Below are 15,677 nucleotides of genomic sequence, written 5' to 3' on the forward strand. Positions count from 1 at the left end.
AACCAGACCCCGAAAACGGGGCACAATTCGTAACAAGGAGAAGATGAAGATGAAAAAGCTACTCAGCGGGGCGGTTGCCGCCTTTAGCCTGGCCGCCAGTGCATCACTGGCCGCGGATGAGGTGACATTGCAGCTTAAATGGGTCACGCAGGCGCAGTTTGCAGGCTACTACGTCGCGAAGGACAAGGGGTTCTACGAGGAAGAAGATCTGGACGTTACCATCCTGCCGGGCGGTCCCGATATCGCGCCCACTCAGGTGATCGCGGGTGGCGGTGCGGATGTGACCGTCGAATGGATGCCGGCCGCACTGGCCGCGCGCGAAAAAGGCTTGCCATTGGTCAATATCGCGCAGCCTTTCAAAAGCTCAGGCATGATGCTGACCTGCTGGAAGGATGCGGGGATTTCCTCGCCCGAGGATTTGAAGAACCGTACCCTCGGCGTTTGGTTCTTTGGCAACGAATTTCCATTCATGAGCTGGATGAGCCAGCTGGGCATCGACACAGGCGGCAAGGCTGAAAACGGTGTTGAGGTGCTGAAGCAGGGTTTCAACGTTGATCCTTTGCTGCAACGTCAGGCCGATTGCATCAGCACCATGACCTACAATGAATACTGGCAGGTCATTGATGCAGGCGTGAATCCGGATGAGCTGGTGACCTTCAAGTACGAAGATCAGGGTGTCGCGACGCTGGAAGATGGCCTGTATGTGCTGGAAGAGAACCTGAGCGATGAGGCATTTGTTGAGAAAATGCAGCGCTTTGTGCGGGCCTCGATGAAAGGCTGGAAATATGCCGAAGAGAACCCGGATGAGGCCGCTCTGATCGTTCTCGACAATGACGCCACCGGCGCGCAGACCGAAGAGCATCAGAAACGCATGATGGGCGAGATTGCCAAGCTGACCGCAGGATCGAACGGGGCGCTGGACCCGGCTGATTTTGAGCGGACGGTGGGCACACTGCTTGCAGGTGGGTCCGATCCGGTCATCACCGCGAAGCCGGAAGGGGCATGGACACATCAGGTGACCGACGCTGCGCTGAACTAAACCAGTCAGACTTTCTGACGCAAAGACGCGGTCCCAAACGGGGCCGCGTTTTCTATTCTGACTGTCGGTTTCGTGTGTGTACTCTTGGCGAAGTTATAGTAGTATTTCCCTGTAATTTAGCGCAAATCATCCTTTCAATTGCGCTCAAAGGGATAAAATGCAAGGATTTGCAGAAGAATTCAATCACGCCCTCTCTCTCATCCTCAATGGGGATGCGGATCTATGGGCGATTGTCTTTCTGTCTCTGAAAGTATCCGTGTTTGCGGTGCTAATCTCGGCGCTGATCGGGATGCCCGTCGGGGCAGCGCTGGCCGTGGCGCGCTTTCCCGGACGCCGCGCGTTGATCGTGCTGATGAATGCTTTGATGGGCTTTCCGCCTGTGGTGGTCGGGTTGCTGGTCTATTTGATGCTGTCCCGCTCGGGTCCTTTGGGAGTGTTGGAGCTGCTCTATACGCCCACCGCCATGATCATCGCGCAGGTGGTTTTGGTCACGCCCATCGTCGCCGCACTGACCCGGCAAGTGGTCGAGATGCTGGCCGAGGAGTATTCGGAACAGCTCCGCTCGCTGGGCGTGTCGCGTCTGGCTTCGGTTCCGGTGTTGTTGTGGGATGCGCGCTTGGCTTTGATCACGGCGCTTCTGGCCGGGTTTGGTCGGGCCATTGCCGAAGTGGGCGCTGTGATCATCGTGGGCGGCAACATCAATCACGTCACGCGGGTCATGACCACGACAATCGCGCTTGAGACCTCAAAGGGCAATCTGGCCTTGGCGCTGGCGCTGGGGGCGATCCTGATCGGGATCGCTGTGGCCGTGAACGCCATGGTCAGCGCCGCCAGCCTCCGCGCCGAACGGGAGGGGTTGCGCCATGCGTGATCTGACCTTTGAGATGGCACAGTCCCTGCAGGTCCGCGATCTGATCATCCGGCGCAATGACCAGGCCTTGTTGGATGTGGCCGAGCTGACGCTGGACGGACCGGGGCCAACACTGTTGCTGGGTCCGAACGGGGCGGGCAAAAGCCTGCTTTTGCGGTGTCTGCATGGGTTGATCGCGCCGGATCAGGGGCAAGTTGTTCAAGATGGTTCTCCGCTGAACGCCTCTCATACAGCGCGGCAGGCGATGGTGTTCCAGCAGCCCGTTCTTCTGCGCCGATCGGTGTCTGCCAATCTGGATTTCGTGCTGAAACGGCAGGGACTGGCGCGTCGCGTGCGCAAACTTAGGATTGCCGAGCTGTTGGCAGAAGGTGGTCTTGAGGGTAAAGCCCGGCAGCCCGCGCGGTCTTTGTCGGGTGGGGAGGCGCAACGGCTGGCGATCCTGCGGGCTTTGGCGATGACCCCTGAGACCCTGTTTCTGGACGAGCCGACCAGCGCGCTGGACCCAAGTGCTGCGCAGATGATTGAGCGTATGATCCTTCGGGCCTCGGCGCGCGGAGTAAGGATCGTCATGGTGACACATGATATCGGACAGGCGCGGCGGTTGGCTGCGGATATTGTCATGATGCAGGGCGGGCGCGTGGTGGAACACGGACCGGCCAAACAGGTTCTGGATGCCCCTGAAAGCGACGCATCACGTCGCTATCTCTCGGGTGCATTGGTTACATAACAAAAACATTGGAGCATGTGATGAGACGGGCAATTTTGCGCGCAGCGGCGCTTGGGCTTGGGATGATGGCCGGCATAGCCACAGCGGAAGAGCCATTTATCGTGGTACAATCCACGACCTCGACCCAGAATTCGGGGTTGCTGGACTATCTGTTGCCGGGCTTTGAGGCGGAAAGCGGTATTGATGTCCGCGTCGTGGCCGTTGGCACCGGTCAGGCCATTCGCAATGCGGTGAATGGCGATGGGGACGTGCTGCTGGTCCACTCCAAACCTGCAGAAGAGCAATTCGTTGCGGATGGCTGGGGCGTTGAGCGTTTTGATCTGATGTATAATGACTTTGTTCTGGTCGGGCCAAAATCGGACCCAGCGGGCGTTAAAGGGGGATCAGATATCCTCTCAGCGCTTTCTGCGATCGAGGAGGCAGAGGCCGTATTTGCCTCGCGCGGGGATGACAGCGGAACGCACAAGGCCGAGATGAGCCATTGGGCGGACGCTGGTTTGAATCCGACCGAAGCGTCGGGTGAATGGTATCGCGAGACCGGATCTGGCATGGGGGCCACGCTGAACATCGCCAGCGGCATGGGGGCCTATACGCTGACAGACCGGGCGACATGGCTGTCCTTTGGCAATAGAGGGGATCTGGAGATTCTGGTCGAGGGTGATCCGCGTTTGTTCAACCAGTATGGCGTGATTTTGGTGAACCCCGAGAAACACCCAAAGGTCCGGGCCGGTGCGGGGCAAAGGTTCATTGATTGGCTGACCGGGCCGGACGGGCAGGCTGCGATTGCGGCATTCCGGCTGGACGACCAGCAGGTGTTTTTCCCCAATGCGCAGTAGGTTGGCCTGCGGCCAATGCCTTCGGCGAGAGTATTTTTGAAAAGATGAAGCGTTAACCGCTGGCACCATTGTGGTGGACCTGACCCAAACCGGCCAGGTCATATCCACCAAATTCAGAGGCGCGGGTGCGGAACTGATCCGAGTGCAAGAAGCGTAGTAGTTTCTGCATCGGCTCGTCGAAATAGGCCCGCCGCCAGATCGCCAGATCCAGCCGTTCCGAGTGGGTGGGCACGAAGCGCAGGCTGTAGAGGCTGGCCAATGCACCCAGTCCAAAACCGGCTTCGGCCTTGTTGTCGTGTAGAGTGATGGCCAGCTCTTCCTCGGTGCGGGCGCAGGTGGGCAGGGCGGTCAGGTCGTCTCGGGTCAGGCCATGGGTTGTGAGTTCGGCATCAAACAGGCGTTGGCTGGCGGCGCTGTTCTGGCGCAGTACGACGCGGCGACCTCTGAGGTCGGCAAAACCAGCAATACCCGAGGTTTCAGGGGACAAAAGAAGCCCGCGTTGTCGCTGTGCGATCTCGATCAGGATCACGGGGGCCTCGCCCAATGCGTCGCGCAAGGATTGGGTGTTGAAGCCATCATCCTCGTGGATATGCAGCGCGGCGGCCTGCGCGCTGCGATTGCCAAGGCGACTAAGCCCGTCGAACGAGCCATCGTAGTAAGTCGCAAGACCCGACCCGCTCTCTCGCAGGGCCCAGTCCAGTAACGGGTCATGGCTGCCTGCGACAATCGGGGGCAGGGGTGGTTCCGCCACCTGTGGACCGGAACGCGAGGCGTTGAGCCACGCGATCACCTCGGACCGGGGGAACAGCAGCTTGCCCATGGCGCGGACACAGGGCACCTCATCCGAGGAGGCGAGATCATAAGCTTTCCGCTCACCGATGCGCAACAGGTCGGCCAGCTCTTTCGTCGTCAGGTATTCGGACATTCAGTCGAGGCGCACAGCAGGGCCAGAGGTCGCCTGTTCCGCGCTGAAACCGATCTGGTTCAGCGCATAGGGGGCGGCAACTGTGATGACGACCATTGCAGTTGCGGCGGCAAGAAAGGCTTTCATCGTTTCCTCCGGTTCAGTTCTGATCGACCGTTGCGCGGCGCAGAAAGGTGATCAGGTCGTCCCGGTCCTGTTCTTGCGTGATCCGCTGCATCGGCATCTTTGATCCTGGAATGTAGTGATCCGGCCCCTCATCGAAAAGGGCATTTATCGTCTCGTCATTCCAAATAATATCAGAGTCTTGCAGCGTTTCCGAGTAGAAATATCCGGGCAGGGTTCCGGCTTGCCGTCCGAACACTTCGTAGAGTGTCGGACCTGCACGGCGCTGCCCGTCCAGTGTCAGGCTGTGGCAGATCGAGCATTTGCGGGCGAATTGCCGTTCGCCGTTGCTCATCTGGTCGGGGTCTTTCAAAAAGCTGGGTTCAGCAGTGGCCATCTGCTCCTGATCTCTCAGCGCGGTGACCGGCCAGCTATACATGGCCTGATCAATTCCTCCCGCGTGGATGTTCTGGCCGTCAGCCGAGAACGCCAGCGCCCAGACCGGGCCCCGCAATGTTGCGCGGAAATCTTGGGCGATGCTCCAGTCCACCGTGTCGATCACCATGATGTAGCCTTCACCATCGCCGACGGCCAGCAGGTTACGATCGGGGCTGAGGGCCAGCGCCAGAATGGGGCGTCGGTCCAGGGTGAAATCCCTCTCTTTATCCGTCGTGAGGTCGCGGATACGGGTGACGCCATCCACCGCGCCATAGGCGATCCAGCCGTCTTGTTCGTTCAAGGCCAGCTCATTGATGCCAAAGCCATGTTCGATCACGCGCCGGGTTTCCTGTCCGCTGGCCACGTCCCATTCGCGTAGGCTGCCATCCACACCCGCCGAGAACAGCCGGGTTCCATCCTGTGAAAACACCACCGCGTTCACACCGCCGCCAGCCGGGTCCAGCATCTGTGGCGCCGAGCCGTCCACCGGCCACAACCCTATTGTGCCGTCCCAACTGGCTGTTGCGACATGGGTTTTTGAGGCTGCAAGGCCCACGATTTTGCCTTTGTGCCGGCCCACGACATCACCGCCCGGCCAGCGGCGCAGGGTGAAGTCGTCTCCGGCAGAGTAGATGGCGGTGCCGTTGAACACGACAGAGTTGACGGCGGCTTCATGACCTTCCAACCATTCCGGCATTTGATCCGACCACAGGCCAACCGAATTGTCGAAACTGGCCGTGGCGATGCGTCCGTCAGGTGCTGTTGCAATGCCCATGATCGGCCCGCCATGGCCCTTGAGCGTAAAGAACTCGGACCATGCGGGCAGGGGGGTCAGGGCCAGCGCGACGGCGAGCCAGCGCATCTATTCAGCGGGAGAGGCCGCTGCTTTACCTGCCTCTTTTTCCTGCACCTCTTCCAACCACAGCGAATGATGCTCACGCGCCCATTGCTCTTCCACTTCGCCGGTACCCATGGCGTCAAACGCGCCTTCCATCCCGACCGAGCCGAGGTAGATATGGGCGATGATGATGGCGATGAAGACATAGGCGATCATGACGTGCCAGACCTGTGCGTATTGCATTTCTTCCTGCGGCGACATCTGGACGGGCAGGCTCAGGCCAAGCGCTTGTGGAATGCCTGTAGAATTGGCGATCGAGAAGGTCTTGGCGAACATCGGCAGTTCGAACGGGAACAGCAGCGACAGGCCGGACAGGCTGATCGAGAGACCCAGCAGGATGCAGGCCCAGAAGATGATTTTCTGGCCCGCGTTGAACTTTCTGGCGGGCGGATGGCTGCCCTTGGTGAACAAGCCCCCTCCGGCGGCCAACCATTTCAGATCGGTTTTGTTGGGGATGTTATGGGCGATCCAGTTCACGGTGACGATGATCAAGCCCAGCATGAAGGCCCAAGCGAGGTTATTGTGCAGCCACTTGCACCCTTGTGCGATGGTCGCAAAGCCTTCCTTGCCGAAGACCGGGATCAGGAAGTCGCGGCCATAAAGTGTCAGCAGGCCGGTGAGGCCGAGGATCAGGAACGAGCCAGCAAACAACCAGTGCCCGAACCGTTCAAAACTGTTGAACCGCAGAACCGTGCGGCCCGTTTTTTCCCCGTCGATGCGGATGCGGCCTCGGATCAGGAAGAACAGCAGAAGGACGGCCGCCATTCCGGCAATGATGTAGCCACCATATTCACGCAGCGGGCCGGTGCGGAAGTTCCACCACCACATGCCGCCATCCTGAATCAGAACACCAGCAGCGGGGCCCTGCGACGACACGGTCGTATCAGCCGCGCCATAGCGGATCGCACGATACACATCGCTGTCCGAGGCGACACCGCTTGTTCCGAACTGGCCCAGTAGCCCCTCGACATTGCCCTGGCCGGTGTTTTCCGAACGATAGGCGTTGTCCACTGTCTCGCCCCGCTGCCGCGCAAGAATGTCTTCTAGCGTCGTGGCACCACCGGTTGTGGCGCGCGCGTCTGCGGCGGGGGGCTCGGTCTCGGTGTTTTGGGCAAGGGCGAATTGGGTCAACCCAAGGGTGAACAGAAGGGCGAAGAGTAGACGGAACATCTGAACCTCGGTCAAAATTCCAATGCAGGTGACCCACCTTGGCGGGTCACCTGTGTCTTATGCAGACGGATCAGCCGTCTTTCTGGTCGTAGGCAGTGCCCCAACCCCACGCGCCCGAGCCAAACCCGCGGGCAACAACGCGCTCGCGGTAGATGGCCGAGACCACGTCGCCGTCTCCGGCAAGCAGGGCCTTGGTGGAACACATCTCGGCGCAGATGGGCAGCTTGCCCTCGGCGATCCGATTGCGACCATATTTGGCGAACTCTGCGGTCGAGTGCGTTTCCTCGGGGCCGCCAGCGCAGAAGGTACATTTGTCCATCTTGCCGCGTGACCCGAAATTGCCCGCCTGCGGATACTGCGGCGCGCCAAACGGGCACGCGTAGAAGCAATAGCCGCAGCCAATGCACAGGTCCTTGGAGTGCAGGACGACGCCTTCTTCGTTCTGATAGAAGCAATCGACCGGGCACACCGCCATGCAAGGCGCATCCGAACAATGCATACAGGCCACCGAGATCGAGCGTTCGCCCGGGTTGCCGTCATTGATCGTCACCACCCTGCGGCGGTTGATGCCCCATGGCACCTCGTGCTCGTTCTTGCACGCGGTGACACAGGCGTTGCACTCGATGCAGCGTTCAGCGTCGCAGAGAAACTTTGCTCTAGCCATTTATCGTCCTCCTTACGCTGACCAGATTTTGCAGAGAGTACACTTGCTCTCTTGCATCTGGGTCACTGAATCGTAGCCATAGGTCTGGGCGGTGTTCGTACTTTCGCCCAGCACATAGGGATCGGCACCTTTGGGGTATTTGTCCCGCAGGTCCTCGCCCTGGAAATGGCCGCCAAAGTGGAAGGGCATGAAGGCCACACCGGCGCCGACCCTGTTGGTCAGCATCGCCATCACCTTGACCTTTCCGCCCTCAGGACCTTCGACCCAGACCTGTGATCCGTCACGGATACCAAGGTTGTTGGCATCGCGCGGATTGATCTCGACGAACATGTCCTGCTGCAGCTCGGCCAGCCACGGGTTCGACCGGGTTTCATCACCGCCACCTTCATATTCGACCAGACGACCTGACGTGAGGATTATCGGGTAATCCTTTGAAAAGTCGTTCTTTTGAATCGATGCATAAAGGGTAGGCAGGCGATAGGCCTGACGGTCCTCGTAGGTTGGGTAATCCGCCACCAGATCGCGACGCGGCGTATAGAGCGGCTCGCGGTGCAGTGGGATAGGATCCGGGAAGGTCCAGACAACCGCGCGGGCCTTGGCGTTCCCGAAGGGCGCACAGCCATGAGCAATCGCGACCCGCTGGATACCGCCCGACAGGTCGGTTTTCCAGTTGGTCTCTGGCCCCGCAACGGCATCAATCGCCGCGCGTTCCTCAGCCGTCAGATCACCGTCCCAGCCAAGGTCCATCAGCATCTGCATCGTGAACTCAGGGTATCCATCCTGAATTTCCGATCCAACGCTATAGACCCCTTCGGCCAGCAGGTTGTCGCCATCGCGTTCCACCCCGAAACGGGCGCGGAAGGTCAGGCCACCTTCGGCCACCGGTTTGGACATGTCATACAGGTTCGGTGTCCCCGTATGACCCATCTCAGCCGTGCCCCAGCAGGGCCATGGCAGACCGTAATACTCGCCGTCGTTGGGCCCACCAATGGCTTGCAGCGTGGTTCTGTCGAACGTGTGCTGGTTGGCCATGTGGCTTTTCAGACGTTCCGGCGACTGACCGGTATAGCCGATGGTCCAGAGGCCCGAGTTGAATTCACGCGTGATGCTTTCAACATTCGGGGTTTCTGCGTCTTCCATCTCGATATTACGGAAGAGACGATCCGCCCAGCCGAACTTGTTGGCGAACTTGGCCATGATGACCTCGTCCGGCAGGCTTTCGAACAGCGGATCAACCACCTTGTCGCGCCACTGCAGCGAGCGGTTCGATGCCGTGACCGAGCCACGGGTTTCGAACTGAGTACAGGCCGGCAACAGGTAGACGCCATCGGTGCGGTCATGCAGAACAGCGGAAACGGTGGGATACGGGTCGATCACGACCAGCATGTCCAGCTTTTCCATCGCCGTCTTCATTTCCGTCATCCGGGTCTGCGAGTTGGGCGCGTGGCCCCACAGAACCATGGCGCGGACGTTGTTGTCCTGATCCATGTTCTCGGGGTCTTCCAGAACACCGTCGATCCAGCGGGAAACCGGGATGCCGCGCTCATTCTGAAGCGGTTTATCCTTGCCTTCCTTGTCCTTGATCGTGGCGAACTGACCTGCCAGCCATTCGGGATCTTCACCCCAGACGCGGCTCCAGTGACCCCATGCACCCTTGGACAGGCCGTAATAGCCGGGCAGGGTATGGGACAAAACACCAAGGTCCGTCGCGCCCTGCACGTTGTCATGGCCACGGAAGATGTTGGTGCCACCCCCCGAGGTGCCCATGTTGCCAAGCGCAAGCTGCAGCACGCAATAGGCTCGGGTGTTGTTGTTGCCGTTGGTGTGCTGCGTGCCACCCATGCACCAGACAACAGTGCCGGGGCGGTTGTTCACCATGGTCCGGGCAACGCGGCGCAATTGCGAGCCGGGCGTGCCGGTGACGCGCTCAACCTCATCCGGGGTCCACTTGGCAACCTCTTCACGGATCTGATCCATGCCCCAGACGCGGGTGCGGATGAACTCTTTGTCCTCCCAGCCGTTGTCGAAGATGTGCCACAGGATACCCCAGACCAGCGCGACGTCCGTGCCGGGGCGGAAACGGACATATTCATCCGCATGGGCCGCGGTGCGCGTAAAGCGCGGGTCGCAGACGATCAGAGGCGCATTGTTCTGCTCTTTCGCACGCAGGATATGCAACAGCGAGACGGGGTGCGCCTCGGCCGGGTTACCACCGATGATAAAGATGGCTCGGCTGTTGTGCATGTCGTTATACGAGTTGGTCATGGCGCCGTAGCCCCATGTATTCGCAACGCCCGCAACAGTGGTCGAGTGGCAGATACGCGCCTGGTGGTCCACGTTGTTCGTACCCCAATAGGCGGCGAACTTGCGGAACAGATAGGCCTGTTCGTTGTTATGTTTCGCGGACCCCAGCCAGTACACGCTGTCCGGTCCGGATTCTTCGCGGATGTTCATCATGCCGTCGCCGATCTCGTCGATCGCCTGGTCCCAGCTGATGCGTTTCCACTCGCCACCTTCCTTTTTCATCGGATATTTCAGGCGGCGCTCGCCATGGGCATGCTCGCGGACCGAGGCCCCCTTGGCGCAGTGCGCACCCAGATTGAACGGGCTGTCCCAGCCGGGTTCCTGCCCGACCCAGACGCCGTTCTGCACTTCGGCGACGACGGTACAGCCGACCGAGCAGTGGGTGCATACGGATTTGATGTTTTCGACGGCCTGATTGGCCGCTGTCTGGGCGCTGGCTGGCGTCACGGTTCCACCCGTGGCGCTGATCGCGGCAAGGCCGCCGATCGTCAGGCCCGAGCCACGCAGGAATGCGCGGCGATCGACGGTTTTCTCGCCGACCTGGGACAGGATACTTGTCCGCTGGGGGCGTCTCGCAACCCCGTTGGTCTTTTTCCTAAGCATTACTTTCCTCCCTTGCGCGCCGTGTCAGCCACGGCTGGCTTGGTACTTCGCGAACCGACATCAGGGCCAATCGCAACCGTCCGTCGGGGTAGATGACATCGTCCGGCAGACAGGCCGGGCGCCGTCGTCGCGCTGGAAGCGCGCTTTAAAGCGGCTTAAAAGCGCGCGCTTTCCAAATACGCGCGGGTATGCGCGGTATCCTGCATGCGGGTTTCATCCGTCGGCAGCTCGGCTGCTTCGGCTTGACCGCTCAGGCTGGCGGCGGCGACAGCAGCGGGCGCTGCGGTTCCGGCCAGTTTGAGGAAGTCGCGGCGGGTTGCGCCTTCTTCCTTGGTCTTGCTCATGGGTGTCTCCTCTCCCATTTGCGATCTAGCGCCTGTTTGGGCGCTGGTGAGTGGCGGGTTAAGCCGCCGTCATTCGGAAGGCCTCACGCTCGATCTCCATGAACACCCGACCGGCCGTCCCGACCGAGGCATAGAGAACCGAAGCTTCGGCAGCTTCCAAATCCGAATAGAAATGTGCGGCCCAAGGGCCGATATGTTTGTTCCAGAACGCTTTTTGATCGTCGAGCGAGGCAGCGGTTCCGAACCGGCCCACGATCATGCCCGCCATAATCTCCATCAGCGATGCGATGTTATCTTCGGGCTCGAACACGTTCTTCGCACGGGTGATGCCGCGCACGGCCATGTCATTGCGCAGCTGGGCCAGCGGTTTTTCGTTCAGGAACCCGGTTAGGTAAAAGCTGGCATAGGGCAGCAGCTCACCACGGCCCAACCCAATGAATAGCGCGTTGAATTCGCGTTCTGCGGCGGCGGGCTTGGTCACTTTGGCCACCCGTGCCATGGCTTGAATGGCCTGCCCCAGATCGGTGTCATCGCCGCTTAGTCCGGCCATCTGATCCAACAGCAATTGATCCGGAGGGCCAGCCAGCAGCAGGCCCAGAAAATTGTAGAAATCCGCGCGCAGCCGATCTTCGGCCGAGATATCCATGTGTTGCGCGTTGCTTGCGGTCATTCGTTATCCTTCGAATTCAAATCTCATGCGGCGCGGGGCCGGGGTATATGGGTCTTCCTCGGGCTCTTCCGCATCAGCCAAAACCATCGGTTCCGGCGCTGGTTCAGGTTCGGCGAGGGTCGGCGGTTCTTCTTCCTCGACAGGCTCGGGGGTGTCGATCTCAGGCTCGTCCTTTTTAGCTGCCAACGCCTCAACATGCGCCAACATCCCTTTGCCGACCTGATACGCGGTCTGGAGATTTTCGATGACACAGGCGGCATCGGTGTAGTCTTCGCCGTAGTCGACCAGCCCATCCACATTGGCCAGCACCGGATTCAGTCGCCACAGCCGACGCAGGGCGCGGCGGCGCAAACGGTCTGGAACTGCCTTGACCATGAAGCCCGACACATCATCGCCCGCTTGCAACTGGTCGGGGTCGGGCAGGTTGAACTCAGCCAGAATCTCGGCGTCGCTCTTTTCTTCCAACTCGGCATGTTGCGCCGCAAGGACCTGTTCCTCTGTCGCGATAACCTCGGCCTCGGTTTCGGCCTGAACGGCTGCCTTTCGACGGGACCAGAAATCGCGGGCTTGGGTCATTGCAGCACCTTCCTTGGCGCGCGGTACACGTCCGAGGTCTGCCGAATACGCGCATCCCCCTTGCCGTCCTCCACAAGATCCGTGCGTTTCTTGTCGCGACGGCGTTTGACGAAAACCTCATCCCGGTGGTGTTCCAAAGTGAAGTCCCGAACCCAGGCGATCAGCCCTTCGGTCATCGGGATCTTCTCAACAATCTCTTCGCCGGTATCCGCGTAATCCTGCCCTTCGAATGGCGAGGCGGTGATCAGTACCGCATCCATAGGGCGGTTGCCGTCCAGATCATTTCGTAGAACCAAATAGATCGAAGGCTGCCCGTCCGAGAGGTTGACCATGTAAGCTTCGGTCTCATCGGTCCAAAGTGTCAGAGGCAGGGTGGCGGCGTGGTATTCCACCGCGTCACCTTCGCGCCGAAGCTCGACCCAGTCGGCGGGCGCGGCACCGGGCAGCACGGCAACCGCGCGCCAGTTCCATTTTGCCCAGCGAGTTACCCCGGGTGTCTTGCGCACGATGACGCCAACAGGCATTTCAATACGGCTTGCGGCCTTGGCCACTGGTTCCTCCCCGTAAGGCGCTCCCCTGCCTTACCTTGTGTCTACTATGGTACACATAGGGCTGTTCTGCCAAGTCTCAATCGCGTGAATAAGTCCTGTTCAAATAAAATTTAACAAGTGAAATTCTGATGATTTATGTCAGGAAAACAAGCGCTCCCAATGAATTTTACGTGCGATCCGTGGTGTTGGGCAAAGACTGGATTGTCAGCCGAGCGATACCATTTAAGGTAGCAAGTCAGGAAGCTGTCCGAGGGGAGGGACATGGCCACCAAACTTATTCTATGTAACTGCGAAGGCTCGCAGCAGGTGGATGCCGACCGTATCGGTGCGGCCACCCAGCTGGAGTGCAGCAAAACGCACACCGCCCTGTGCACGCGAGAGCTGGGCGTTGTTGCCGATTTCATGAAGGGCGACGATCAACTGCTGATCGCCTGCGGGCAGGAGCAGGAGGTGTTCCGCGATCTGGCCGAGGATCTTGAGGTTGAACCACCCGCCTTTGTTGATCTCAGGGACCGTGCGGGCTGGTCTGACCAGTCCGGTGACGCAGCCCCAAAGATGGCGGCCTTGGCGGCCGAGGCGTTGGTGCCCATGCCCATCTCGCCCAGTGTTGATGTGATCAGCGAGGGGACCTGTTGCATCGTCGGCCCTGCCGAGATTGCCTTTGATCTGGCCGAGCGTTTGTCGACCACGCTGGCGGTGACTGTTGTGGCGGGCGATGAGACGTCGCCCATCAGCCGCAGCTTTGACGTGGTGCGGGGGCAGGTGCGTTCCGTCTCGGGCGCTTTGGGTGGTTTTGCCCTGCGGATCGACAGGTTGCAGCAGATCGCGCCCGGTGGACGTGGGGCGTTTGGCTGGACCGATCCGCGCGACGGGGCGCAATCGGCCTGTGACATCCTGATTGATGTGACGGGTGAGACGCCGCTGGTCCAAGCGCCGGCCAAGCGCGAAGGTTATCTGCGCGCTGATCCCCGCGACCCGCTGGCTGTCTCCAAACTGGCGTTTGATGCAGCGCAATTGGTGGGGACGTTCGAAAAACCCCTCTATGTGCGTCTTGAGGAGACTCTGTGTGCCCATTCACGGGCCGAGCAGGTGGCCTGTACCAATTGCCTCGATATTTGCCCGACCGGGGCCATCACACCGGCAGGCGAGCATGTCGCCATTGACCCCATGATCTGCGCAGGTTGCGGAGCTTGCGCCGCGCTGTGCCCTTCGACCGCGATTACTTATGAAGACCCGCCGGTGTCGGCTGTGCTGTCGCGGATGCATATCCTTGCCCGAACCTATCGCCGGGCCGGAGGTTCTGCGCCGCGTCTGCTGGTGCATGACGCCCACGGGGCCGAGATGATCCGCCTTGCCGCGCGGTTCGGACGTGGGCTTCCCTCGGATGTCATTCCAATGGAGTTGAGCGTCATTTCCGGCTTTGGCCATGCCGAGATGCTGGCCGCTTTGGCCCACGGTTTTGCGAGGGTCGACATCCTTCTGGCCCCCACGACCGAGCGGGACGCGCTGGACCGAGAGCTGGCGCTTGCACAGGCGATCGCGCCGGACGCGGGGCTTGGTTTGATTGATGAGGTCGACCCGGACGCGATGAGCGATCTGCTCTATGCGCAAGAGGTGCCGGCGGTGTTGAACGACCCGGTTTTGCCTCTGGGCAATCGCAGGCAAATCGCCCGGTTGGCGGCGCAGGCTCTGAACCCTAAGGCCGAGGAGCCTCTGACCTTGCTTCAAGGCGCACCCTATGGGGCCGTCGCGGTGGATACGGATGCGTGTACGCTGTGCCTCAGCTGTGTGTCGCTGTGTCCATCGGGGGCCTTGATCGACAACCCGGACAAACCTCAGCTGAACTTCCAGCAGGATGCCTGTTTGCAATGCGGCCTGTGCCGCAACATCTGCCCCGAGGATGCCATTGCGCTGGTCCCGCAACTGGACCTGAGCGATGCCGCGCTGTCTCAGCAGGTGTTGAATGAGGAAGAGCCCTTTGAATGTGTCGAATGCGGTGCCCCGTTTGGCGTGAAGTCAACGGTTGAGCGGGTCATGGAAAAGCTGTCGGGTATACACCCTATGTTTGCCTCGTCCGAGCAGGCGCGGATGATCCAGATGTGTGACAATTGCCGGGTGGGCGCGCAGTTCAACATGTCGGACAATCCGTTCCAGTCCAATCCGCGGCCCAAGGTTGTGACGACAGATGACTATTTCTCAAAGCGAAAGGATCATTGATGCTGCAGCGGCGCGCCCAGATCCGCTGCGCTGATGACCGAGACAAAGGCCAGGATGGCATCCAGATCGTCCAGCGTCATCTCGACAGGGTGTATCGGCGACGGACGCGAAGGATCGAACGGGGGCGTCAGCCCCTCGATCTGCGTAAAGGCCGGATGAGGGTTCAGCGCGAAGAAGGCCTGAAACCTCTCATCCCAATCCGGCAGCGTGCGCAACACAGCAAAAGAAGGGGTCGAGCCCAGCCCATTCATGCGGTTCTGCGGGCCGATTACATGGCAGCGGCCACAATGGGTCATAGAAAGCGCCTCACCCAATGCGGTATTGCCGTCGATGACTTCGGAGGCCTCGGCGCTGGCAACCTCGAAGCTGGCACTGAAGGGCGGGCCTTGGTCTGGGGTATAGCTTTCGATCGTGCGCTTGCCGATATCCGACAGCAGCCAGTCACGAAAACGCTCCTGTTTCGGGTCGTCCTGAATGCGCAGGTGATAGACGATCTCGCCACGTGCAAAGACCGGATCGCCCTCGGCACCGGTATTCAACGACATTACCCCCTCAGCATCGCTGATTACCCGTATCCCGGTCTTGAGTGAAAAGCGCGGAAGAATATGTTGCAAAAGACCCGAGTTCGAAACTTCGGTCGGGCTGGCCAGGCCAATCGCGTCTTGCGCCCCGGAAGGGGTGGCGGAGAGCGTCAGGCTGAGGCACAAAAGGAAAAAGCGCATGCCCAAGCCTAATCGCCGGA

General features: G+C 60.2%; 16 protein-coding genes. 5 read left to right on the forward strand and 11 right to left on the reverse strand.

The annotated features are described in order from the left end of the window. The first annotated feature begins 49 nt into the window (after window positions 1-49). The 4 genes from AC2FD8_RS09395 (at window position 50) to AC2FD8_RS09410 (ending at window position 3,473) form a co-directional block, all read left to right on the forward strand. Window positions 50-1,039 (forward strand): ABC transporter substrate-binding protein, encoded by a 990-nt coding sequence (locus AC2FD8_RS09395; protein ID WP_496855644.1) that lies wholly within the window; start codon window positions 50-52, stop codon window positions 1,037-1,039. A 157-nt stretch (window positions 1,040-1,196) separates the two neighbouring features. After that, a complete protein-coding gene (locus tag AC2FD8_RS09400; protein WP_496855645.1) occupies window positions 1,197-1,910 on the forward strand; it encodes an ABC transporter permease in 714 nt (237 codons plus the stop codon). Next, window positions 1,903-2,637 (forward strand): ATP-binding cassette domain-containing protein, encoded by a 735-nt coding sequence (locus AC2FD8_RS09405; protein WP_496855646.1) that lies wholly within the window; start codon window positions 1,903-1,905, stop codon window positions 2,635-2,637. Before AC2FD8_RS09400 ends, AC2FD8_RS09405 begins: the two co-directional genes overlap by 8 nt. Window positions 2,638-2,657: 20 nt before the next feature. Continuing rightward, window positions 2,658-3,473: an ABC transporter substrate-binding protein gene (locus AC2FD8_RS09410; RefSeq protein WP_496855647.1), complete on the forward strand. Its 816-nt coding sequence runs from the start codon at window positions 2,658-2,660 to the stop codon at window positions 3,471-3,473. A gap of 52 nt (window positions 3,474-3,525) precedes the next feature. Here the strand turns inward: AC2FD8_RS09410 and AC2FD8_RS09415 are convergent, their stop codons facing one another. The 10 genes from AC2FD8_RS09415 to AC2FD8_RS09460 form a co-directional block, all read right to left on the reverse strand. Continuing rightward, a complete protein-coding gene (locus tag AC2FD8_RS09415; RefSeq protein WP_496855648.1) occupies window positions 3,526-4,398 on the reverse strand; it encodes a substrate-binding domain-containing protein in 873 nt (290 codons plus the stop codon). Next, the gene (locus tag AC2FD8_RS09420) at window positions 4,399-4,524 is read right to left on the reverse strand and encodes a hypothetical protein (protein WP_496855649.1); all 126 of its coding nucleotides are present in this window, start codon (window positions 4,522-4,524) and stop codon (window positions 4,399-4,401) included. It abuts the gene before it with no gap. Window positions 4,525-4,537: 13 nt separating this feature from the next. Beyond that, window positions 4,538-5,800 (reverse strand): c-type cytochrome, encoded by a 1,263-nt coding sequence (locus AC2FD8_RS09425; protein ID WP_496855650.1) that lies wholly within the window; start codon window positions 5,798-5,800, stop codon window positions 4,538-4,540. Next, complete coding sequence (locus AC2FD8_RS09430) at window positions 5,801-7,006, reverse strand: formate dehydrogenase subunit gamma (protein WP_496855651.1); 1,206 nt, start codon at window positions 7,004-7,006, stop codon at window positions 5,801-5,803. Between the two features lie 70 nt (window positions 7,007-7,076). After that, complete coding sequence (gene fdh3B, locus AC2FD8_RS09435; protein WP_037307340.1) at window positions 7,077-7,670, reverse strand: formate dehydrogenase FDH3 subunit beta; 594 nt, start codon at window positions 7,668-7,670, stop codon at window positions 7,077-7,079. Window positions 7,671-7,682: 12 nt separating this feature from the next. Beyond that, window positions 7,683-10,577, reverse strand: a complete 2,895-nt coding sequence (locus AC2FD8_RS09440; RefSeq protein ID WP_496855652.1) for a formate dehydrogenase subunit alpha — start codon at window positions 10,575-10,577, stop codon at window positions 7,683-7,685. Between the two features lie 155 nt (window positions 10,578-10,732). Beyond that, entirely contained in the window at window positions 10,733-10,921 is a 189-nt protein-coding gene (locus tag AC2FD8_RS09445; protein ID WP_170376587.1) for a ubiquinol-cytochrome c reductase iron-sulfur subunit N-terminal domain-containing protein, read from the reverse strand. A 58-nt stretch (window positions 10,922-10,979) separates the two neighbouring features. Then, window positions 10,980-11,591, reverse strand: a complete 612-nt coding sequence (locus tag AC2FD8_RS09450; RefSeq protein WP_170376589.1) for a TorD/DmsD family molecular chaperone — start codon at window positions 11,589-11,591, stop codon at window positions 10,980-10,982. A gap of 3 nt (window positions 11,592-11,594) precedes the next feature. Continuing rightward, window positions 11,595-12,167, reverse strand: coding sequence for a DUF3306 domain-containing protein (locus AC2FD8_RS09455; RefSeq protein ID WP_496855653.1), 573 nt, complete (start codon window positions 12,165-12,167; stop codon window positions 11,595-11,597). Then, window positions 12,164-12,718 carry a DUF3305 domain-containing protein gene (locus AC2FD8_RS09460; RefSeq protein ID WP_496855654.1) on the reverse strand — a complete coding sequence of 185 codons (555 nt, stop codon included), beginning with the start codon at window positions 12,716-12,718 and terminating at the stop codon, window positions 12,164-12,166. The genes AC2FD8_RS09455 and AC2FD8_RS09460 overlap by 4 nt, the downstream gene beginning before the upstream one ends. Before the next feature lie 261 nt (window positions 12,719-12,979). Between AC2FD8_RS09460 and AC2FD8_RS09465 the strand changes: the two genes are divergently transcribed. Then, window positions 12,980-14,935, forward strand: a complete 1,956-nt coding sequence (locus AC2FD8_RS09465) for a 4Fe-4S binding protein (protein ID WP_496855655.1) — start codon at window positions 12,980-12,982, stop codon at window positions 14,933-14,935. Here the strand turns inward: AC2FD8_RS09465 and AC2FD8_RS09470 are convergent. Continuing rightward, on the reverse strand, window positions 14,929-15,657 hold the full coding sequence (locus AC2FD8_RS09470) for a c-type cytochrome (protein WP_496855656.1): 729 nt from the start codon (window positions 15,655-15,657) through the stop codon (window positions 14,929-14,931). The genes AC2FD8_RS09465 and AC2FD8_RS09470 overlap by 7 nt on opposite strands. Window positions 15,658-15,677: the final 20 nt, after the last annotated feature.

The organism is Ruegeria sp. YTSC192 (assembly GCF_059609705.1).